Annotated in this window: 18 protein-coding genes; 3 read left to right on the top strand and 15 right to left on the bottom strand. The window is 67.2% G+C overall.

The genetic code is table 11. The annotated features are described in order from the left end of the window. Window positions 1-20: 20 nt before the first annotated feature. The 12 genes from EJI00_RS06750 to EJI00_RS06690 all read right to left on the bottom strand — a co-directional run bounded on the left by EJI00_RS06750 (window position 21) and on the right by EJI00_RS06690 (window position 15,127). Window positions 21-3,773, bottom strand: coding sequence for a molybdopterin cofactor-binding domain-containing protein (locus tag EJI00_RS06750; RefSeq protein WP_126746701.1), 3,753 nt, complete (start codon window positions 3,771-3,773; stop codon window positions 21-23). 145 nt (window positions 3,774-3,918) lie between these two features. Then, a complete protein-coding gene (locus EJI00_RS06745) occupies window positions 3,919-4,419 on the bottom strand; it encodes a (2Fe-2S)-binding protein (RefSeq protein WP_126746700.1) in 501 nt (166 codons plus the stop codon). After that, window positions 4,397-5,557 carry an ABC transporter substrate-binding protein gene (locus EJI00_RS06740; protein WP_126746699.1) on the bottom strand — a complete coding sequence of 387 codons (1,161 nt, stop codon included), beginning with the start codon at window positions 5,555-5,557 and terminating at the stop codon, window positions 4,397-4,399. The genes EJI00_RS06745 and EJI00_RS06740 overlap by 23 nt, the downstream gene beginning before the upstream one ends. 62 nt (window positions 5,558-5,619) lie before the next feature. Next, the gene (gene pncA, locus EJI00_RS06735) at window positions 5,620-6,342 is read right to left on the bottom strand and encodes a bifunctional nicotinamidase/pyrazinamidase (protein ID WP_126746698.1); all 723 of its coding nucleotides are present in this window, start codon (window positions 6,340-6,342) and stop codon (window positions 5,620-5,622) included. A gap of 47 nt (window positions 6,343-6,389) precedes the next feature. Beyond that, on the bottom strand, window positions 6,390-7,124 hold the full coding sequence (locus EJI00_RS06730; RefSeq protein ID WP_126746697.1) for an ABC transporter ATP-binding protein: 735 nt from the start codon (window positions 7,122-7,124) through the stop codon (window positions 6,390-6,392). Further along, window positions 7,121-7,939, bottom strand: a complete 819-nt coding sequence (locus tag EJI00_RS06725) for an ABC transporter ATP-binding protein (RefSeq protein ID WP_126746696.1) — start codon at window positions 7,937-7,939, stop codon at window positions 7,121-7,123. The genes EJI00_RS06730 and EJI00_RS06725 overlap by 4 nt, the downstream gene beginning before the upstream one ends. Next, window positions 7,936-9,864, bottom strand: coding sequence for an ABC transporter permease (locus EJI00_RS06720; RefSeq protein ID WP_126746695.1), 1,929 nt, complete (start codon window positions 9,862-9,864; stop codon window positions 7,936-7,938). The genes EJI00_RS06725 and EJI00_RS06720 overlap by 4 nt, the downstream gene beginning before the upstream one ends. 147 nt (window positions 9,865-10,011) lie before the next feature. Further along, the gene (locus tag EJI00_RS06710) at window positions 10,012-11,217 is read right to left on the bottom strand and encodes an ABC transporter substrate-binding protein (RefSeq protein ID WP_409514007.1); all 1,206 of its coding nucleotides are present in this window, start codon (window positions 11,215-11,217) and stop codon (window positions 10,012-10,014) included. A gap of 82 nt (window positions 11,218-11,299) precedes the next feature. Continuing rightward, on the bottom strand, window positions 11,300-11,884 hold the full coding sequence (locus EJI00_RS06705; RefSeq protein WP_126746692.1) for an amino acid synthesis family protein: 585 nt from the start codon (window positions 11,882-11,884) through the stop codon (window positions 11,300-11,302). Between the two features lie 34 nt (window positions 11,885-11,918). After that, window positions 11,919-12,560, bottom strand: a complete 642-nt coding sequence (locus EJI00_RS06700; RefSeq protein ID WP_126746691.1) for an amino acid synthesis family protein — start codon at window positions 12,558-12,560, stop codon at window positions 11,919-11,921. A 20-nt stretch (window positions 12,561-12,580) separates the two neighbouring features. Then, window positions 12,581-13,498 (bottom strand): UPF0280 family protein, encoded by a 918-nt coding sequence (locus EJI00_RS06695; protein ID WP_126746690.1) that lies wholly within the window; start codon window positions 13,496-13,498, stop codon window positions 12,581-12,583. A gap of 3 nt (window positions 13,499-13,501) precedes the next feature. Then, a complete protein-coding gene (locus tag EJI00_RS06690; RefSeq protein ID WP_126746689.1) occupies window positions 13,502-15,127 on the bottom strand; it encodes a 6-hydroxynicotinate reductase in 1,626 nt (541 codons plus the stop codon). 315 nt (window positions 15,128-15,442) lie between these two features. Between EJI00_RS06690 and EJI00_RS06685 the strand changes: the two genes are divergently transcribed. The 3 genes from EJI00_RS06685 to EJI00_RS06675 are packed head-to-tail and all read left to right on the top strand — an operon-like array spanning window position 15,443 to window position 18,151. Further along, window positions 15,443-16,216, top strand: a complete 774-nt coding sequence (locus EJI00_RS06685) for a ferredoxin--NADP reductase (protein WP_126746688.1) — start codon at window positions 15,443-15,445, stop codon at window positions 16,214-16,216. Between the two features lie 19 nt (window positions 16,217-16,235). Then, window positions 16,236-16,997: a TetR family transcriptional regulator gene (locus EJI00_RS06680; RefSeq protein WP_126746687.1), complete on the top strand. Its 762-nt coding sequence runs from the start codon at window positions 16,236-16,238 to the stop codon at window positions 16,995-16,997. Beyond that, the gene (locus EJI00_RS06675; protein ID WP_126746686.1) at window positions 16,952-18,151 is read left to right on the top strand and encodes an amidohydrolase family protein; all 1,200 of its coding nucleotides are present in this window, start codon (window positions 16,952-16,954) and stop codon (window positions 18,149-18,151) included. The genes EJI00_RS06680 and EJI00_RS06675 overlap by 46 nt, the downstream gene beginning before the upstream one ends. A 127-nt stretch (window positions 18,152-18,278) precedes the next feature. Here EJI00_RS06675 and EJI00_RS06670 read toward each other — a convergent pair whose 3' ends face one another. From EJI00_RS06670 to EJI00_RS06660, 3 genes are read right to left on the bottom strand one after another with little or no spacing between them, the layout of a single operon-like run. Continuing rightward, window positions 18,279-18,668, bottom strand: coding sequence for a GtrA family protein (locus EJI00_RS06670; RefSeq protein ID WP_126746685.1), 390 nt, complete (start codon window positions 18,666-18,668; stop codon window positions 18,279-18,281). Further along, window positions 18,665-19,639, bottom strand: coding sequence for a glycosyltransferase family 2 protein (locus EJI00_RS06665; protein WP_126746684.1), 975 nt, complete (start codon window positions 19,637-19,639; stop codon window positions 18,665-18,667). Before EJI00_RS06665 ends, EJI00_RS06670 begins: the two co-directional genes overlap by 4 nt. After that, window positions 19,636-21,453 carry an ArnT family glycosyltransferase gene (locus EJI00_RS06660; RefSeq protein WP_126746746.1) on the bottom strand — a complete coding sequence of 606 codons (1,818 nt, stop codon included), beginning with the start codon at window positions 21,451-21,453 and terminating at the stop codon, window positions 19,636-19,638. The genes EJI00_RS06665 and EJI00_RS06660 overlap by 4 nt, the downstream gene beginning before the upstream one ends. Window positions 21,454-21,458 lie beyond the last annotated feature (5 nt).

The raw sequence follows: 21,458 nt of genomic DNA, 5'->3' as shown, positions 1-21,458 counted from the left end.
CTGACCCGAGTCCGGCGGTCTCAGCGCCCCGATGCCGCCCGCACGCGTGCCACCTGCGCCTGCAGGTCGGTCCACGCGGGCTCCTGCGGAGCGAACCGCGCACGCATGTAGCCGGCAAGTTCGGCAATCTGCCGGTCGTCGAGTGCTTCGCGAAACGCCGGCATGAAGCCGATGTCGCGGCTTGCGGGTGCGCGCACGCCGTCGAGAATGGTGCGCAGCAGGTTGTCGGGCCGCGTGCTCGTGAGGTTGCTGTTCAGCGCAAGCGGCGTGTTCACGCCGAGCAGCGTGGGGCCGTCGCCATCGTGATGGCATGACGCGCAGGCGCTGTCGAACATGCGCTGCGCCGGGCCGAGCAACTGGCCCTGCGTGCGCGCCGCGGCGGCGTCGACGACTTGCTGCGCCACGGCTTGTGGCTGGGCCACGGGCTCGGGGTTGAAAGAGGCAAGGTAGGTGGCCATGGCGCGCACGTCGGCATCGGGCACCTGCGCCAGTTCGCGCACCACCTCCGCCATGGGGCCGCCCGCGATGCCATGGCGCTGCGTGTGGCCCTGGCGCAGATAACGGTAGAGGTCGTCGGCATCCCACGGCACGGCCGATCTTGAAAAGCCGGTGAGCGCGGGCGCTTCCCAGCCGTCGATCATCGCGCCCGAAAGGAATGCACTGCCGCCCTGCTCCGCACCGAGCGCGTTGCGCGGCGTGTGGCAGGCGCCGCAGTGGCCCAGGCCGTTGACCAGGTAGGCGCCGCGGTTCCACTCCGCGCTTTGCGTGGCCACCGGCTGCAGCGGCGCCGGGTCATGAAAGAGCGCGTTCCAGCCGGCCATCAACGGCCGCATGCTGAACGGAAACTTCAGCTCGGCCTTCGGCGTTTCGGCGCGCACCGCCGGCATGGACATGAAGTACGCGTAGAGCGCCTGCAGGTCGTCGTCGCTGGTCTTGGTGAATGCCGTGTACGGAAAGGCCGGATACAGGTGGTGGCCGTCGCGCGAGATGCCTTCGCGCATCGCGCGCTGGAAGGCGCTGAAAGACCAGCGGCCCAGGCCGGTGTCGGCATCGGGCGTGAGGTTGGTGGTGTAGAGCGTGCCGAACGGCGTTTCCATCGCGCGGCCGCCTGTGTTGGCCGCGCCGCCCGGTGCGGTGTGGCACACGGCGCAATCGCCGAGCGCGGCAAGCACGCGGCCGCGTTCGATGGTGGCTTCGCTGTAGACAGGGGCGCTGAGCGAAACGGGGGCGATGGCGGAGCGCCAGCCGAGCAGGCCGGCGATGAGGCCGATGCCGCCGATGAAGAGGGCCGCGCCGGTGGCAAGGAGGCCCTTGCGGCGAGGCCAAGGTGCATTGCCCCTTCCCCCTCTGGGGGACGGTTGGGATGGGGGCACGGCAGCGTCACCACTCGAACGCCGCTCGCCCCCTCCCCCGCCCTCCCCCAGAGGGGGAGGGAGAAACTCCCGATTCCACGCAGCCAGCACCTTCTCCGGCGTGAACGGCGGCTCCCGGAAGCGCACGCCCGTCGCGTCGAAAATCGCATTCGCAATGGCCGCAGTCCCCGGCACCGAAGACGATTCGCCCGCTCCCAGCGAAGGCTCGCCGGGACGCGGCATGTGCATGACCTCGATCACCGGCACTTCACGGAAGTTGATGATCGGGTAGCTGCCCCACTCGCGGCTTGCAACCACACCCGAAGGCAGCACGCCCGGCAGCTGCGCACCACCGTTCGAGCCGTCGCCCTGCTGCTGCGGCGCGAACTGCACCTCTTCCTTCAATGCGCGGCTGGTCGTCTGGATCACGTTGCCATGCACCTGGTGCTCGACGCCCGCGGGGTTGATCATCAGTCCCGCGTCGTGCCCCACCACCACGCGGCGCACATGCACTTCGCCGGTCTTGCGGTTCACCTCGACATCGGCCACCCATGCGGCCCAGGCAGCGCCGAAGCCGGGCCACTTGCTGTGGATGTAGCGTGCGTACGCAAAGCCCTGGCCGAAGAGAATGTCGCCGCCCGCCCCAAGCCCGCCGTCGGCGTTTTCCCGCGGGCCGGTGCGCATGCGCCAGCCGGCCTTCTGCGCGGTGGCCTGCACCAGCTCTACGGCACGCGGATCGTTCAGGTGGCGCAGGCGGAACTGCACCGGGTCGACGCCCGCCGCGGTGGCGAGCTCGTCGATGTACGACTCGTGCGCGAACGAACTCGGCAGCGCCGACACCCCGCGCAGCCACGAGGCCCGCACAATCGGCGCCATGTCGTTGACCTTCACGCGCAGGTTGTCGTAGCCATAAGGCGGGCGCGCCGTTCGGTCGCCCATCTCGAAGGCTTGCGCCACCGGCTCGATGGTGCGCGTGAGCAGCAGCGCGAGCGTCGGCGCCCCGTTCGATGGGTACGAGGTCTCGAAGTCGTAGGCCGCAATGCGGCCGTCCGCCATCAGGCCGCCGTCCACTTCCATGAGCTGCGCGGCGCCCTTGGGTTCCCAGGCATGCTCCTGTTCGCGCGTGAGCTGCACGCGCACGGGCGCGCCCACTGCACGTGCGAGCAGCGCCGCATCGGCGGCCACGTCGTCGGCACCGTTGCGGCCATAGCAGCCAGCGGCTTCCATGCGAACCACGTCGACCTGCACGTCGTCCACGCCCATCAGCCTGGCAAGGTCGGCGCGCAGCACGTGCGGGTTCTGCGAACCGGCCCATACGCGAAGCTGTGTGCCACTGCCGTCCTGCGGCTGCCAGTCGGCCAGCGCGCACGAAGGGCCGATGGACGCATGCATCTGGTAAGGCCACACATAGGTGCGGTGCATCGGCTGCGCGGCCGCGGCAAGCGCGCCGTCGACGTCGCCTTCGTCCACCAGCAGGCGCTGCGTCGACGGGTTGTCGCGCAAGGCCTGCGCCAGGTTGGAGAGGTCCGGCATGCCGGGCCACGGCTTCCACGTCACGCGCAGCTCGCGCAGTGCCTGCTCCGCGTGCTCTTCACGCTCGGCCACGATGCCGACGAAGTCGCGGATCACGACCACGGCGCGAATGCCCGGTATGTGCGCAATGGACGATTCGTCGACCGACTCGAGCGTGTTGCCGATGAAGTCGCCGTGGTCCGCGCCGGCGTACGGTGGGCGCACCACGCGGCCGTGCAGCATGCCCGGCACGCGCATGTCGTGCACGAAGACGCTCTCGCCAGCGAGCTTTGCGGGAATGTCCACGCGCGGCTGGCGCGTGCCGACGATGCGGTAGTCAGCCGGGTTCTTGGACTGCGCGCCGGGGTCGAGCCGCAGCACGGTGCGCTGCCCTGCCAACAGGTCGGCATAGGTCACGCGGCGATCGGGCTCTTCGATCACGCGCACCACGCCATTGCGAATCTGCAGCACGTCGGCGGCCGCGCCAAGGCGTTCGGCCGCGCGCGCCAGCAGCCATGCACGCGCCTGCGCGGCAGCCAGGCGCAGCGGCTGCGAATGGATCTGGATCGAGGCGCTTGCGATGGTCGCGCCCTGGTTGGGCGCGCGTGCGGTGTCGCCGAGCATCATGCGCACGCACGGCATGCCCAGGTCGAGTTCTTCCGCCACGATCTGCGCCAGCGCTGTTTGTATGCCGGTGCCGAGATCGACGTGGCCGTTGAGCGCCGACGCGCTGCCGTCGTCCCATACCGCGAGCAGGATCTCGTCGCCTTCGATGGGGTTGCCTGCCACGGCTGTAGGTTGGCCCTTGGCGGGTGAGGGCGCGGGTGGTGTTTCGCGCACGACGAGCAGCACGCCGTCGGCGACGAGAAACTCCGCGCGTGTCCGGGGCAGGTTGGCGCGCCGCGTCATGGTTTCTGCCTCCCGTCTTGCTCCCTCTCCCCCTGGGAGAGGGCTGGGGTGAGGGCCAGCGGCGGTAGCGAAGGTTGTGCTTGTGCGAAGGCCGATGCCCTCACCCTAGCCCTCTCCAAGAGGGAGAGGGGACAAGACGGACGGCTCACCGGTTTGTCTCCGCACGCATGCGCAGTGCAGCCCGCTGCACCGCATCCAGAATTTCAATGTGCGTTCCGCAGCGGCACAGGTTGCCCGACAGCTCACTGCGAATGCGCGCCTCGCTCGCATGCGGGTCGCGCGCGAGCAGCGCCGCGGCCTGCATCACCATGCCGCTCAGGCAATAGCCGCACTGCGCGGCCTGCGCATCTTCGAAAGCGGCCTGCACCGGATGCCAATGGCCGCGCGTGCCCAAGCCCTCGAGCGTGGTGACCGCACGGCCCGCCACGCCATGCGCGGGAATCACGCAGGCCCGTGCGGCCACGCCGTCGACATGCACCGTGCAGGCGCCGCACTGCCCCAGGCCACAGCCGTACTTGGGCCCGTTCAGGCCCAGGTCGTTGCGCAGCAGGTACAGCAGCGTGGCCTCGCGCGGCACGCCGGCAATCGAACAGGCCTGCCCGTTGACCTGCAGCTGCAGCGGCTCAACGCCGCAGGTGGCCGTCACGGGTGTACATCTCCAGGTCAACGAACGTCGAGCCGTTGTGGTTCCTCGCGCTGTATTCGACCGGGAAATCGCCGAAGCGCGTGCTGCCGATGCTCTCCAGCCCGGCGATGAAGCTGTCGCGCGTGAGCGTCTTGCCGCCGCGGCGCAGGCCCTCGACCATCACACGCGAGGCAATGTAGCCCTCGAGCGTGGTGTAGCTGTCGATCTTCTCGCCGAACTCGGCGCGGTCGCGCTGGTAGTCGGCCACGATGGGCACGCGCACGGCTTCCGGCGGCGGCACGATGCTGGCCGTGACCAGCCCGGCCAGCTTGCCCTCGAGCCGCTTGGCGGAACCTGCCGCATCGGTGATGCCCACCGACAGCGTGTAGAGCGGCGCAGCCCCGCCGCTCGCGCGGTAGTCGCGAATGAAGACTTCGACCATGCGCCCCGCCATGATCATCAGCACCGCACCGGGCTTGGCCTCGGCCAGGCCGGCGACCACCTGCTTGGCGTCTTCGGCGGTGATGGCAAGCGGCAGCGTCTTCACGACCTGCACCTTGTAGTCGGCCGCAAGCTGCTCGCAGGTGGCAAGGTTCGACTTGCCGAAGGCGCTGTCCTGGTAGACCACCGCAATCGACGAAAGGCTGATGGTCGAGAGATGGCTGATGATCTTGCGCAGCTCCAGGTCGTAGCCGGCGCGCACATGAAACAGCAGGCGGTTGACCTTGGCGCGGAACGAGCTGGTGCCCACCAGGGGCGCGAACATGGGCACGCCGGCCTTCTCGGCCAGCGGCATTGCGGCCACGAGGTTGCCGGTGGCCACGTAGCCCGCGAGCGCGAACACCTTGTCCTCGTCGATCAGCTTGGCCGTGTTGACGGCCGTCTTCGCGGGGTCGTACGCATCGTCGTACGTCACCAGCTCGAGCTTGCGCCCGTTGATGCCGCCGGACTTGTTGACGCGATCGAAGTAGAGCTTGATGCCGGCACGGTAGTCGATGCCGAAGTCCTTGGCCGGGCCGCTGAAGACCGCCGACTGGCCGATGCGGATGATGCTGTCGGTGACGCCGTTCTCTGCGCGTGCCGGGCGCAGGAGTCCGGGTCCGATTGCCAGGGCTGCGCCGCCCGCCACGAGGGAGCGCCTCGAAATGGAAGTCTTCATACGTCGTCGGTTTGTTGTGGTTGTTGTTGCCGTTGGAATGAACGCGATGGCGGCACGTGCGTTCAGGCGGTCTGGATGTCGGCGGACTGGATGCGCTTGACGCCCTTGGCGGTCATCTGCTTCCATGCGGCGGCAAGCGAGCCGTTGAGGTCGATGGCGCGCGTGGCGTCTTCGATCACATACACCTCGAAGCCGGCCTTGCGCGCATCGAGCGCCGTCCAGGCCACGCAGAAGTCGGTGGCCAGGCCGGCCACGTAGACCGTCTTGATGCCGCGCTGCTTGAGATAGCCGCCCAGGCCCGTGGCGGTCTTGCGGTCGGCCTCTTCGAAGGCGGAATAGCTGTCGACGCCCTTGTGGAAGCCCTTGCGGATGATGACCTGCGCGGTGGGCAGCTTCAGGTCCTTGTGCAGCGCTGCATCGTCGGTTCCCTGTACGCAGTGGTCGGGCCAGAGAACCTGGTTGCCGTACGAGAGCTTGATGCTGCTGAACGGCTTCTGGCCGGCATGCGCACTCGCGAACGACGCATGGCCTTGCGTGTGCCAGTCTTGCGTGACCACGATGTTCTCGAACGACTCGGCCAGCTTGTTGATCACCGGCACCACCTCGGCGCCGCCCTTGACTGGCAGCGTGCCGCCGTCGACGAAACAGTTCTGCACATCGATCACGATCAGCGCGGACTTGTCGTTCGGCTTGATCTTCGACGCCGCGAACAGTGCCCCGGCCGCACCCAGCATGCTCAATGCAGCCGTGGACTTGAGAAGGTATCTTCGCTGCGTGTCGTGCATGGTGTGCTCCGGTGGTTGATGAGATAGAAATCGAAGGAGCCCGCGGGCTAGACGCTCAGGTAGGCGCGGCGCACTTCCTCGTTGGCCGCAAGCTCCGCCATGGTCGCGTGATAGCGGATCTGGCCCTTCTCGAGCACATAGGCGCGGTCGGACACCAGCTCGGCAAAATGCATGTTCTGCTCCGACAGCAAAATGCTCACGCCCTGCGCCTTGAGCTCCAGGATCATGTTGGCCATCTGCTCGACGATGACCGGCGCCACGCCTTCCGAAGGCTCGTCGAGCAGCACCAGGTACGGGTTGCCCATGAGCGTGCGCGCCACGGTCAGCATCTGCTGTTCGCCGCCGCTCATGCGGCCGCCGGGGCGGTTGGGCATTTCACCCAAATTGGGAAAGAGCTTGAACAGCCGCTCTGGCGTCCACAGCGGGGCCTCGCTGCCATCGGCCCAGCGGCGCGGCGCCTGCTTGCCGACCTCGAGGTTTTCCATCACGGTGAGGTCGGTGAACACGCGGCGGTCTTCGGGCACAAAGCCGAGGCCGAGCTTTGCCGCGTGATGCGGCTCGCTCTTCGAGATATCGTGGCCCAGAAAACTCACGCTGCCCTTGCGCTTGGAGAGCATGCCGATCAGCGTCTTCAGCGTGGTCGACTTGCCGGCGCCGTTGCGCCCCATGAGCGCGACGACTTCGCCGCGGCGCACTTCGAGATCGACGTCGTACAGGATTTGTGCGGCGCCGTACCAGGCGCACAGCGCGTTGGCCTTCAAAAGTGTTTCGTGCGTGCTCATGCGGTTGCCGCTCCCACTGCCGCGTTCACTTCGGCGGCCTTTTCTGCAATCTTCTCGAAGGTCTTGCCGCTGCCGAAGTACACCTCCTGCACTTTCGGATGGTCGCGGATCTCGAGCGGCTTGCCCTGTGCGATCAGCCGCCCGCGCGCGAGCACGATCATGCGGTCGGCATAGGCAAAGACCACGTCCATGCTGTGTTCGGTAAAGAGCACGGCCATGCCGCGGTCGATGACCAGCTGCTTGGTCAGCGCCATCAGCGAATTGCGCTCCTTGGGCGCCATGCCGGCCGTGGGTTCGTCCATCAGCAGCAGCTTTGGCGCATTGGCCATGGCGATTGCGAGCTCGACGCGCTTGACGTCGCCGTAGGCCAGCTCGCTGCAGGGGCGATCGGCCTGCGCCTTCATGCCGACCTGATCGAGCAGGGCCAATGCCTCGTCGCGCCTGTGGTCGGCGGCGCGGCGCCACATCGAGAACAGTTTGCCGTCGTGCGAGAGCAGTGCCATCTGCACGTTCTCGACCACGGTGAGCGATGCGAAGGTTTCGGCAATCTGGAAGGTGCGGCCCACGCCCATGCGCCAGATGGCGCGCGGCTTGCGGCCGATCAGTTCCTCGCCGCCGAAGCGTATGGAGCCCTGGTCGGCCTTGAGTTGGCCGTTCACCATGTTGAAGGTCGTCGACTTGCCGGCGCCGTTGGGGCCGATCAACGCCAGCAGTTCGCCGGGCGCGAGATCGAAGCTGATGCCGTCGACCGCCTTGACGCCGCCGAACGACTTGCCCAGGTTCTCGACCTTGAGCAGGGGAGCGTGCGCGCTCATGCTTTCACTTCCTCGAGTCTTGCCGTTTCGCGCGCGCCGCGGGTGCGGATGCGGATGCGCCCGGACAGCTGCTTGGCGAAGCCCGCAATGCCTTGCGGGAACAGCAGCACCAGCAGCAGGATGATGGCGCCGAGCATGGCGCGCCAGTAGTCGGTGTTGCGCGCGACCGTGTCGTGCAGCCACGTGAAGGTGACGGCACCGACCACCGGCCCGGCCAGCGTCTGGATGCCACCGAGCAGCACCATCACCAGGCCGTCGACCGACTTGCCGACGCTCAGGGATTCCGGCGAGATGCTCCCCTTGGAGAAGGCGTAGAGCGCACCGGCCAGGCCCGCCGCGGTGCCCGCAATCACGAAGGCGACCCACTGCATGCGCTTGACGTCGATGCCGATTGCGTCGGCACGCAGCACCGAATCGCGCCCCGCCCGCAGCGCATAGCCGAAGGGCGAGAACAGCACGCGGCGCAGCCCCAGCACACCCAGCGCCACCAGTGCCAGCGTGAGCCAGTAGTACACGCGCTTGTCCGACAGCCACTCGGCCGGCCAGACGCCGGTGAGCCCGTTGCTGCCGCCGGTGAACGTGTCCCACTGGTAGGTGATGGCCCAGGTGATCTGCGCAAAGGCCAGCGTGAGCATGGCAAGGTACACGCCCGACAGCCGCACGGCGAACCAGCCGTAGACGAAGGCGCCGATGGCTGCGACCAGCGGCGCGACGACGAGCGCCAGCTCCATCGGCATGCCGCTTGCGCGTACCAGCAATGCCGCACCGTAGGCCCCCAGGCCGAAATACGCCGCATGCCCGAACGAATGCATGCCGGCCGGCCCCATGATGAAGTGCAGGCTGGCCGCGAACAGCGCGGCGATGAGCAGGTCGATCATCAGCACCGTCGTGTAGGGCGAGTCCGCGGTGAGCAGCGGTGCCGCCGCCAGCACCAGGCCGAACACCGCCGCGGCCACCACGTAGGCCTTGCCGGCGCGGCGCAGCGGCTCCTCCTGCATGCCGACGTAGCGGCTCGGTGCCTGCGGCCGGCCGAACAGGCCCCAGGGGCGCCACACCAGCACCACCGCCATGACGAGAAAGTCCACGACCAGCGTGAGCTTGGAAAACGAAACGCTGATGCCGAACACGTCAACCACGCCGAGCCAGATGCAGATGGCCTTGATCTCGGCGATCAGCAGCGCCGCGGCATAGGCACCCGGAATCGATCCCATGCCGCCGACGACCACGACCACGAAGGCCGCGCCGATGGTGTTGAGGTCCATCTCGAGCGTGGCGGGCTCGCGCGGCAGCTGCAGCGCGCCGCCGAGCCCCGCGAGCAATGCGCCGAGCGCGAACACCGCCGTGAACAGCCACGCCTGGTTGACGCCGAGCGCGCTGACCATCTCGCGGTCCTGCGTGGCGGCGCGCACCAGCGTGCCGAAGCGGGTGCGCGTGAGCAGCATCCACACGAGGCCGAGCACCAGCGGTCCGACGACGATGAGGAACAGGTCGTAGGACGGGAACTGCCGCCCCAGGATCATGACCGAGCCCGAGAGGCCCGGCGCACGCGGCCCGAGCAGTTCGTCCGGGCCCCAGAGCCAGAGCACCGCGTCTTTGATGACGAGGACGAGCGCGAACGTGGCGAGCAGCTGGAACAGCTCGGGCGCCTTGTAGATGCGGCGCAGCAGCACCACCTCGATCAGCGCGCCGAGCACGCCGACCGCCACGGCCGCGAGCAGCAGCGCGGGCCAGAAGCCCAGGCTGCCGCCGAGCTTCTCGACCAGCGTGTAGGCGATGTAGACGCCCACCATGAAGAACGAGCCATGCGCGAAATTCACGATCCGCGTGACGCCGAAGATCAGCGACAAACCCGCTGCGACGAGAAAGAGCGACGACGCGCTCGCAAGCCCGTTGAGCAGCTGGACGATGAAACCTGAAAAACTCATTCGGAAATCCTTGAGTCCCAACGCTCGCGCAACGCTGTCTCTTCGCGAAACACCGCGGAACCGGCTTTGCCGGGCCGCTGGTGTTGCCCCCGGCGAGGGGGTTGGCGAAGCGACACGAAGTGCGCAAAGACTGGGGGTGGAGCTTTGTCAGTCCGCTGCGCGGGTTTTCTTGATTTCAGCCGCCGATGGCTGGTACTTGGCATCGGCCCCGTCGAGGTAGGTGTAGTTCACCATCACGCCCTTGCCGTTTTCGTTCTTGGTGCGCCCCACGAAGGCGCCCATGGTCGACTGGTGGTCTTCGGGGCGATAGGTGATCTTGCCGAACGGCGAATCCACCTGCAGGCCCTTGAAGGCGGCCACCAGCTTCTCGGTGTCGGTGCTCTTGGCCTTGGCAATGCCCGCCGCGGCCGACTTGATCATGCTGTAGCCCACCACCGAGCCCAGGCGCGGATAGTCCTTGAACTTGGCCTGGTAGGCCTGCTCGAACTTCTTGTGCTCCGGCGTGGCGATGCCGTACCAGGGATAGCCGGTCACGATCCAGCCATTGGGCGCTTCGTCCTTCAGCGGATCGAGGTACTCGGGCTCGCCCGTCAGCACACTCACCACCTCGCGGTCCTTGAACAGGCCGCGCGTGTTGCCTTCGCGCACGAACTTGGAAAGGTCGGCGCCGAACAGCACGTTGAAGATCGCGTCGGGCTTGGCATCGGCCAGCGCCTGCGCCACGCTGCCGGCATCGACCTTGCCGAGGGGCGTGGCCTGTTCGGCCACGAACTCCACGTCGGGCTGCGCGGCCTTGAGCAACTGCTTGAAGGCTGCCACGGCCGACTGGCCGTATTCGTAGTTGGGGTACACGATGGCCCAGCGCTTCTTCTTGAGCTTGGCGGCCTCGGGCACCAGCATGGCGGCCTGCATGTAGGTGCCGGGGCGCAGGCGGAAGGTGTACTGGTTGCCGCCCTGCCAGGTGATTTTGTCGGTCAGCGGTTCGCCGGCAAGGAAGAAGAACTTCTTCTGCTTGGCAAAGTCGGTCACGGCCAGGCCGGTGTTCGACAGGAAGGTGCCGGCCAGCATGTCGACCTTTTCGCGCGAGACGAGTTCTTCGGCCACGCGCACGGCGTCGCCGGGGTTGGCGTTGTCGTCGCGCGTGATCAGCTCGATCTTCTTGCCGTTGACGCCGCCCGCGGCATTGATTTCGTCGACGGCGAGTTCCATGCCCTTCTTGTAGGGCTCGAGGAAGGCGGGCTGCGCCTTGTAGCTGTTGATCTCGCCGATCTTGATGACGCCTTGCGCCTGCGCGACCGGAATCAGTGCGACGGTGAGCGCAGCGAGCGACACCACGTTGAAGGCAAAACGCATGGTCATGGGGAACTCCTCGTTGAAATGGTCAATGGAACCGAATAAATGCAATGGGCGCAAGGCGCAAACCTGGGGATGAGCGTCATTTGAGGCCGTCTTCACCCTTGATGTCGGCGACCTGCAGGCCACCGATGCGAGGCAGCGGACGGCCGCTGTCGGTGACGGCCACCGCCACCACGATTTCGTTGGCGCGCGGTGCGTCGGACATGCGGGCCTCGACCGCGTCGAAATGGCTGCGCACGAAGGCGGCGTCCTTGTGGCCGAGCGGCACGTCGATGGCGGTCCCGAGCGTGCCGCGCTTCTTGGCAGAAGGCACCAGCGCCGCGCCCTTTTCAACAGCCACGCGCAGCGGCGCACCGAGCTTGGGGTGCAGGATGGCGGCCGCATGCTCGAGCTCGCCGTTCTCGCCCACGATGGCGGCCTTGCCGTAGCTCTGCGCCTGTCCGGGCTCGATGCCGAGCGCCTTCACGGCCTTCTGGCCGAGCAACGCGCCCAGCTCTTCGCCGATGGCAATCAGTTCGTCGAGGTTCTCGCTGAAGCGGCCCGCATAGGGGTTCTCGATCACGGCGATGGCCACCGCGCGGCGCGTGGGCGGCGTGATATCGCGGCCCATTTCCTTGCGGGTTTCGTCGACCTGGATGACGAGCTTGCGGATGTTGGCAGTCATGTCTTGTGTTCCTTCTTGTCTCTTGAGAGGTGGCTCAGCGCAGGCCGTCCCATTTGCTGATGTCCTTGGCGAGCAGCCCGCCCACGCGCGCATGCACGCGGTAGCCCGTGCTCATGGCCAGGATGAAGACGATCTCGTCGGCCGCGGGCGCCCCGGGCACGCGCACTTCAATGGCGTCGAACTGGCCGCGCACGTAGCTGGCATTGATGTTGGTGAGCGGCACGTCGAGCGCCGCACCGGGCGGGCCGACCTTCTTGGTCGAGGGCACGATGGAAAGCGCGTTGCCGGGCTGGCCGGTTTTTTCTTCGGCCTTGCCCGCGGTGTAGGCGGCGCGGCTTCCCTTCCAGCCGAGCAATTCGCGCATGGCATAACCGCCGGGCACGTGCCAGAGCGCACCGTGCTCCAGCTCGCCCGCGGCACCGACGATGGCGCCCTTGCCGTAGGTGGCGATCTGCTCCAGGGGCACGTCCATGGCGGCATGCAGCCGGTGCGCCATGTCGACGCCCACGGGGTCGAGCAGCGCCATCATCGGCAGGATGTCGGGCTCGTAGCGGCCCGCAAAAGGATTGGTCAGCACCGCGCCGATGGCACCGCGCACCAACGGGGTGTCGGCGCGAGGGCCGAACTCGTGGTGGATGTGCTCGACATGGGTGAAGACGCGGCGTATATCGATCATGAAAGGAACCTTGCTTTTCGTTAAGCAAATACTGAACCAACTGCCACGGAGGCCGCCGCCGGCAGCGCCTTCGAGCATAAGGGTTCGACAAGTCGCCACTGCCCCTGGCAAACGAGCAGAACGGCCCAGGCGAGCCCGCCTTTCTGCAGCACCTTGGCGCAGACCGCCCCCGTATCGAGCGCGCTTTTTACCTGCGAAGGCGCCAGCGGCGGCACATCGACCGTGACCCGGATGTCGCCCAGGTCGCTATCGTCCTTGCATTCGTTCGCGGGGCGCCGCTGGATGGCCGCATCGTCCACGTCGACGGCGTTGGCAATCACGGTGGCGGCCGCATCGGCTTGTGCCGCCGTGGCGGCAAGTACCGTCACGCTGTCGGCAATGCCCAGCGAGAAGCTGCGGCCACGCCAGCCGCTGGTGGCCACGCCGCGCACCGGCTGCTCGGCCTTGATCTCGAACTGGCCGTCGGTGGTGAGGATGCCGCTTTCGCCATCGACATGACTGCGCCAGTCGAAGCGCGCCAGGTCGGCATACACACCCACGCGCGCCGACTGGCTGGGCGCGAGGTGCAATGCGATGTCGCCGCCGTTGTTGATCCAGGCCCGCTCGATGCCCGGGCGGTCGTAGAACGCGATGAGTTCCTGCGCCACGGAACCGGCCACCGCCGCCATCGGCGTGACGAACATCGGAGAGAACGCGGCGCACGCATTCCACATGCGCTTGGCCACCACGCCGCGCGGGCGCATGTTGTCGCTTGCGGGCAGGCGCAAGAGCGGCAGCTCGCGCACCAGCTCGTCGAGCACGTGAGCGAAGCGAGCCCAGGCCGCGTCGTGCGCGGCCGCGACGGCGTACGGGTCGCCATGCGCCTCGGCCACGATGTCGATCGGGCCATGGTTGAAATGCCAGCGGTTCTTGTCGAGCGCGCTGCGTTGGGCGGTCATGGTTCAGCCCAGCATCGGAGCATGGCCGAGCGGCCAGGGATTGGCGTCGTCCATCACGAGCCACTGCCGCGCCAGCGGCGCACCGTCCTCCTGCCAGGCACCGCGCGCGAGTGCCTGCTCGAGCGAGAAGATGTGTTCCATGTGGCCGCCGAGCGCTGCGTAGTCGTCGCGCCGCATGCTGAACTCGATGGGCGCCACGATGGCCGGCGTGGGCACGGTGCCGAAGCTGTTGTCAGGCATGCGCATGACGTCGGCCATCACGGTGATGCCGCCGCCGGGCCATACATAGGCCGGCGCGCCGCCGCAGGTCACGTTGACGAGCGCACGCTTGATGGCGCGCGTGAGCAGCACCGGGTTTTCTGTGACGCCGGCGCGCAAGGACCCGCCCGCACCGCCGAGGAACAGCACCGTGCACAGAGACGGTTCGCAGTTCTCGCCGATACGCTCGACAATGCGCTTCACCTCGGCGGGCATTTCCTGCTCGACCGGCTTCAGCGCCTCGTCGAGCACATACCACTGCGCGTGCTCGCCGGTGGTCGATGTCATCAAAAGGCGCAGGCCCGGGCGCGCAACGCCCTCTTCCCAGCCTTCGATGATCGAGAGCGGATCGGCAATGTCGGTGCCGCCCCAGCCGTTGCCCGGGTTCGCCACCTGGAAGTAGCGCCCCGGCGTGGACTTGCGCCCCAGCATCTGGATGCCCGAAGGCGCCATGTCGAGGCAGCGCCCCGCCTGGTGCTCGGTCAGCACGCCGGTGATGTGATCGTCGACCACCACCACCTCGTCGGCCACGCCCGCGAACTGGCGCGCAAAGATGCCGACCGCCGCCGAGCCGCAGCCCACGCGCATGCGCTGCTCTTCCACACCATTGACGATGGGCGCCTTGCCGGCCTGGATGACGAGGGTGGAGCCGCCGTCGATGGTGCACTCCACCGCCTTCTTGTTGCCCAGCAGCTGCATCAGCTCGGCCGTCATGCGGCCTTCCTTCTTGCTGCCGCCGGTGAGGTGGTGCACGCCGCCGAGGGACAGCATCTGCGAGCCGTATTCGGCCGTGGTGACGTGGCCGACCACCTCGCCACGGTAGCGCACGTTGGCCTGCTCGGATCCCAGGAAGCGGTCGGTGTCGATCTTCACCTTGAAGCTGCAGTAGCTGAAGATGCCTTCGGTGACGACCGTGACCATGTCGACGCCCTGGGCTTTCGAGGCCACGATGAAGGGGGCGGGCTTGTAGTCGGGGTAGGTGGTGGAAGAACCCACGCCGGTGACGAAGACTTCGTCGGCATGCAGCAGGTCGCCGTTCCAGTCGGGAGCGGCTGTCTCGGCCGCGTCGGCCTTTTCGGCGGCCGGCCGGTCGAAGGGCACCAGCTTGGGCGCCTCGCCCGCAATCTCGCGGCGCAGCAGCACCACGGGGTCGACGCGCACCAGCACGCCTTCGCGGTTGGCGTAGCGGTCGCAGGCACCCGTGCGGCCGTCGGAAATCTGGCACAGCACGGGGCAGGCATTGCACTCGACCTTGGCGGTGCTCATGCGCTCGTTGCGCGGCGGCGCCTTGCCGAAGGCGCTGCCGCCGGCTTCTGCGACCACCGGCATGTCCATGCCGGGCATTCCGTCTGTCTTGGTGTGTTCGGTCATCGGGGCGATCTCGTGGGCAGTGTGTATGGGGCCATCCGGTGTGGCGGGGTTTGCAACAAACGTGCCGTCTGCCCGCTTGTGCCCCGTCTGCCGTTTGTGTAGCATTCCCTACACTTTCATGTTGCGTTCACTACATTCGCGGTCAATGTAGCAAACAGGCCCGATGCTTGCAATGGTGTTTTCTCGCGGTGTTCATCGGGGTTTTTCCGACCAACGACAATGGAGGGTTCGCAGCCGGCCGACGGCCAGCGCCCCAAAGGCGTGCATTTCGGCTCAGCCACCTTCCCCAGTTACCAACCAACTCTTGAGTTCCGTATGAGTGCATTCAGCGAAGAACGCGTCCTGAGCGTCCACCACTGGACCGACCGCCTGTTCACCTTCACCACCACGCGCGACCCGGCGCTGCGTTTCTCGAACGGCCATTTCACGATGATCGGCCTGAAGGTGAACAACAAGCCCCTGCTGCGCGCGTACAGCATCGTGAGCCCGAACTACGAGGAGCATCTCGAGTTCCTGAGCATCAAGGTGGAAGAAGGCCCGCTCACCTCGAAGCTGCAGCACATCCAGGTGGGCGACACCATCATCGTGGGCCGCAAGCCCACCGGCACGCTGCTCATCGACTACACGCTGCCGGGCAAGCGCCTGTACCTGTTCGGCACGGGCACGGGCCTCGCACCGTTCATGAGCATCATCCGCGACCCGGACACCTACGAGAAGTTCGAGCAGGTCATCCTGGTGCACGGCGTGCGCCAGGTCGACGAGCTGGCCTATCACGACCTCGTGACCGACCACCTGCCCAAGCATGAGTTCCTCGGCGAAATGGTCGAGAAGCAGTTGCTCTACTACCCGACAGTCACGCGCGAGGAGTTCCGCAACCAGGGCCGCATCACCGACCTGATCTCGAGCAACAAGCTCACCGACGATCTCGGCCTGCCCCCGATCAATGCCGCGGAAGACCGCGTGATGCTGTGCGGCAGCCCGGGCCTGCTGGTCGACCTGAAGCACATCCTCGAGGCACGCGGCTTCAAGGAAGGCAACACGAGCACGCCAGGCGACTTCGTGGTCGAACGCGCGTTCGCGGAAAAATAAGCCAAGCCCCACGCGCACGATGGCCGACAGCCGCTCCGCCAGCACCAAGCCCCAGCGCCGCACCGGCGTGCGCGAGGCGGCGGCGCAGGCCACGCGCGACAGCATCCTGAAGGCGGCGACCAAGGTGTTCGCCAAGTACGGCTACGACGGCGGCAGCGTCGAGAAGATCTCGAAGGCCGCCAAGTCGTACGACCGGATGATCTACTACTACTTCGGCAGCAAGGAAGGCCTCTTCATTGCGGTGCTCGAAGGCATCTACCAGCGCATGGACGACGCCGAGGCCGCGATCGCGCTCGACGCCTCGCGGCCGGTGGAGGCGCTCACCGAAGTGATTCGATTCGTGCTGGGCTACTACCGCAAGAACCCCGAGTTCGTCACGCTGCTGAACACCGAGAACCTGCACAAGGGCCGGCACATTTCCAAGTCGCTCAGGGCGCGCGAATACTCGTCGCGGGCGGTCGCGATCATTGCCGAGATACTGGCCAGCGGCGCCGCGCAGGGGCTGTTCCGCAAAGACCTGATTGCGCGCGACATCTACCTGCTGATTGCGTCCACGGGTTACTTCTACACCTCCAACCGGCACACGCTCACCGCGTTTCTGGGCGAGCCGCTGGAGTCAGCCGAGGCGATCACGCACTGGGAAGACTTCGTGATCGAGACCGTGCTGCGCACTGTGCGCGCGGATGACATCCAGGAACAAGACAACACCCCACCCCACGACCAGGACCACACGAAATGGCAGAAATCGCAACCGGCGGCAAGTCGGGCAAAGTCGTCATAAAGAACATCGGGCTGCTGCTCTCGGGCGACATCGACAAGCCCATCCTCGACGCGGACACCATCGTGGTGAACGACGGCCTGATCGTTGCGGTGGGCAAGGAAAAGGACTGCGATCTCGAAGGTGCGAAGACCGTCATCGACGCGAAGAAGACCTGCGTGGCGCCCGGCCTGATCGACAGCCACGTGCACCCGGTGTTCGGCGACTGGACGCCGCGCCAGGGCCAGATCGGCTGGATCGACTCGACCATGAACGGCGGCGTGACCACCATGATTTCGGCCGGCGAGGTGCACCTGCCCGGCCGCCCGAAAGACATCGTGGGCCTGAAGGCGCTGGCCATCACGGCGCAGCGCGCGTTCGACAACTTCCGCCCCGGCGGCGTGAAGGTGCTGGCGGGCGCGCCGGTCATCGAGAAAGGCATGGTCGAGAGCGACTTCAAGGAGCTTGCCGAAGCCGGCGTGGGCCTGCTCGGCGAAGTGGGGCTGGGCTCGGTAAAGGCGGGCTACGAGGCCAAGGAGATGGTGGCCTGGGCGCGCAAGTACGGCATCCAGAGCACGATTCACACGGGCGGGCCTTCCATTCCAGGCTCAGGCCTGATCGACAAGGACGTGGTGCTGGAGGCCGACGCCGACATCATCGGCCACATCAACGGCGGCCACACTTCATTGCCCGAGGCGCATGTGTGCGAACTGTGCGAGAAGAGCTCGCGCGCCATCGAGATCGTGCACAACGGCAACGAGAAGGTGGCCATTGCGGCGGCCAAGGCCGCGCTCGAGCTCAAGTGCCCGCACCGCGTGATCCTTGGCACCGACGGGCCGGCCGGCTCGGGCGTGCAGCCGCTGGGCATCTTGCGCATGGTGGCGATGCTCTCGTCCATTGCCAACATCCCGGCCGAGCTGGTGTTCTGCTTTGCCACCGGCAATACGGCAAAGATCCGCAAGCTCAACTGCGGGCTGATCGAAGTGGGCCGCGATGCCGACTTCGTCTTCATGGACCGCGCGCAGCATTCGCCCGCGCCGGGCCTGCTGGAGAGCGTGCAGCTCGGCGACATCCCGGGCGTGGGCATGGTGATGATCGACGGCATCGTGCGCTGCGGCCGCAGCCGCAACACGCCGCCGGCGACCGAGATTCCGGTCGTCGTCTCAGGCGCGCACTGAGAGCCAGCGCTTCTCTTTCTCCTTCCCCCTCTGGGGGAAGGTCGGGATGGGGGCAGGCAGAGCGCCCGATGGATGCGCCGCGAGCCCCCACCCCTGCCCTCCCCCAAAGGGGGAGGGAGCAACACCTCTACTTCGCGCGAAACACCAGATAGCGCGCGGACAGGAAGTTCACCACCAGCCCCGCGCAGCTGCCCAGCGCCACACCGGCAGCCGGTGCCCAAGGGCCGCTGAACCAGTGCAGCACCAGCACATACGCCCCATAGTTGACGACCGCGCCGCCCAGCATCGTCACCAGGTAGCCAAGGTATTCGCGCAGCACGGAGGCGCCGGCGTTCCGCCCGCTGAAGGTATAGCGGCGGTTCAGCGCCCAGGTAGCGGTGGCTGCCGCAAGAAACGACAGCACCCGCGCCCCGTACCAACCCAGCAGCGGCGCCGCAAGGTACAGCACGCTCACGTCGACCACGAATCCGATCGCGCCCACCACGGCGAACGACAGGAACTCCCGGCCGAGCTTCATCTGGGGGCGCAGTGGCGCACGCCCGGTGTGGCAAGGTAGCGCATGCGCTTGGCCTCGCGGCGGCCGAGCCGGATGGCGTGCATCACCACGCCGCAGACCATCGACAGCATGGCGGCCAGCATGGCGCCGGTGGCCAGCACCGCCGTGGGGAGCCGCGGCACCAGGCCGGTGTGCATGTAGGTGAGCAGTAGCGGAAAGGCCAGCGCGATGGCGCCCGCCGCGAGCAGCGCCGCGATGATCGAGAAGAACTGCAGCGGCCGTTCGCTGATGAACAGCTTGCAGATCGTCTTCAGGATGCGCCAGCCGTCGCGGTAGGTCGAGAGCTTGCTGTGCGAGCCTTCGGGCCGCGTGCTGTAGGCCGTGTCGAGCTCGGCATAGGGCATGCGCAGCTCCAGCGCATGCACCGTGAGCTCGGTCTCGATCTCGAAGCCGTGCGAGAGCGCCGGAAACGACTTGGCATAGCGGCGCGAGAACACGCGGTAGCCCGAGAGCATGTCGGTCAGCCCGCCGCCGAACAGCTGCGCCACGGCGCCGGTGAGCAGCCGGTTGCCGAAGCGGTGGCCGGCGCGGTAGGTGAGCGCGTTCTGCCCGTCGTCCACGCGGCAACCCACCACCATGTCGAGGTTGCCCGCCACCAGCGCATCCACGAGCCGGCGCGCGCTGGCCACGTCGTAGGTGGCGTCTCCGTCGACAGTCACGTACACGTCGGCCTCGACATCGGCAAACATGCGCCGCACCACGTTGCCCTTGCCGGGCGCGGCCACGTGCGTCACGAATGCGCCGCTTGCACGCGCGATGGCGGCGGTGTCGTCGGTCGAATTGTTGTCGAAGACGTGGATCTCGGCCTCGGGCAGTGCCGCCTTGAACTGCGCGACCACCTGCGCGATGGACAGCGCCTCGTTGTAGCAGGGGATCACCGCCGCGATGCGCATCGGCGCGCGGGCTGCTGCGGATTGGTCGAGATCGGTCATGGTGCGGGAGGAAGAATACGGTAGACCCGGCTGCCGTCTTTCTCGTACTGCAGGGTGAAATATTTGTCGAAATCGGTTCTGCCGCTGAACACCGGCACCACCGAATTCGGAAGAACGACGGCCACGAAGCCCAGGCCGTCGAGCTTGCCCGCCAGGTCCTTGCCGGACAGGCGGCCGAAGTCGGTGTAGCGCCACGGCCCGAGGGTATCGCCCCAGATCGGATTGGGGCCGTAGTAGATCGCCTCGTTCAGGTTGATCTGGTAGACGCGGCCGGTGGCGGTGCGGCGCAGGTAGTCCATCACCGCATAGCCCGGCACGTGTTGGCGCAGGAACGCCTCGCGCTGCTCCTGGGTGGGCGAAATCATCGCGACCTTGCCCGCGGTCTGGCGCACGGACACCGCGGCCAGCACGGCCAGCAGCAGCACGGCCACCCAGTCGCCGACAAGGCCCGCGCGGCCCGAAGGAGCCCCCTCGACGGGGTTGGCGACCGGGTTCGCGATTTGCCCGAATTTGGGGCCGAACAAGCGGCGCAAGCCGGTGGCGATCCAGCCGAACAGCACCTGCCAGCCGATTGCCGCGGTAAACGCGAGCAGAGGGAACGACGCCGTGAGGTAGCGCGGATAACGCGAGGTCACCAGCCACACTGCTACTGAATAAAAGCAGAACCAGCCCGCGGCACGCACCGCGGCGGAGCGCTTCCACATGGCGCTGAAGGGCAGCAGCACCACTGACCAGATCAGCACGTTGGGCCTTGCCGCATGGTCGCGCACGTCGGCCAGCTGCTGCACATAGTCGGCCGGAATCCAGTCGGTAAAGCCGAACACGCGCGCGCCGATGGGGTTGAACGGATCGCCCGTCATGATGGCGTTGCGCGCATACCAGTACACGCATGGAATCAGAAAGCAAAGCAGCGCCAGCGCCCAGGCCTTGGGCCGGCGCTCATGCCACACGACGAACAGCGCCACCAGCGGCAGGAAGGTGAGCGCCTGGTACTTGGAGCCCGCGGCCACGCCGAGGCAGAACGCCGCCACGGCAAGCCACCGCATGCCGCTTTGCACCGGCTGCGATTCGCGCCACCACCACAGCGCCACGCACGCGCTCAGCACGAAGAGCGCCACACCCATGTCGATGAGCGCGTTCGAATAGTCGCCAATGCCGAGCCAGATGGCCGCGCCAATACAGGCGGTGAGACGGTTGGCATGCTGCATGCCAAGGCGGAAGACCATCACCACCGACAGCGCGCCCGCCAGCGCATTGAGGAAGTGCGGCAGCACGTCGTCGCCTACCTGCAGCGCGGCGGCATAGAGCAGGTTGTAGTTGTACGGAAACCAGGGGTAGCGCAGCCACTCGTGGATGCCCAATACGCCCTGCTCCGCCACCTGCCGCGCATAGGGCAGGTGGTACATCAGCTCGTCGAAGGCAGCGGGCGGTCCGAGCGGCGCGACCAGTGCGGGCAGCGCCACCAGCGCCAATGCCATCGCGGCGATCTTGTCGGCGCGGGTCCACGGCGCGGCGGGCGCGGTGCCGGCCCGAAGCGTGCGCGCTTCGCGCAGCCAGGGCCGCAGCTGCAACGCAGCTGCCAGCACGCCGGCGGCAATCAGCGCAACGGTGGCGCCCACCTTGAAGGCACCGAAGATGGCCAGTGCCTGGAAGCCGCAGATGAAGATGCCCACGCCCAGGGCCGCCGCCATCGAGGCTTCAAGCCAGGCGTCGCGGCGCGGCGGCGGTGCAAGGCGCGCCAGCACTGCGCGCCCGAAGCCCCAGCAGCCGACGACAAAGACGGCCAGCGCCGCGTAGTGCGCGGCAGCAAATATCAACT

This window comes from Variovorax sp. DXTD-1, assembly GCF_003984625.1.
GTDB lineage: Bacteria > Pseudomonadota > Gammaproteobacteria > Burkholderiales > Burkholderiaceae_C > Variovorax.
The sequence above is the reverse complement of the archived record's forward strand: the minus strand, read 5'-3'. Positions and strand labels throughout refer to the sequence as shown.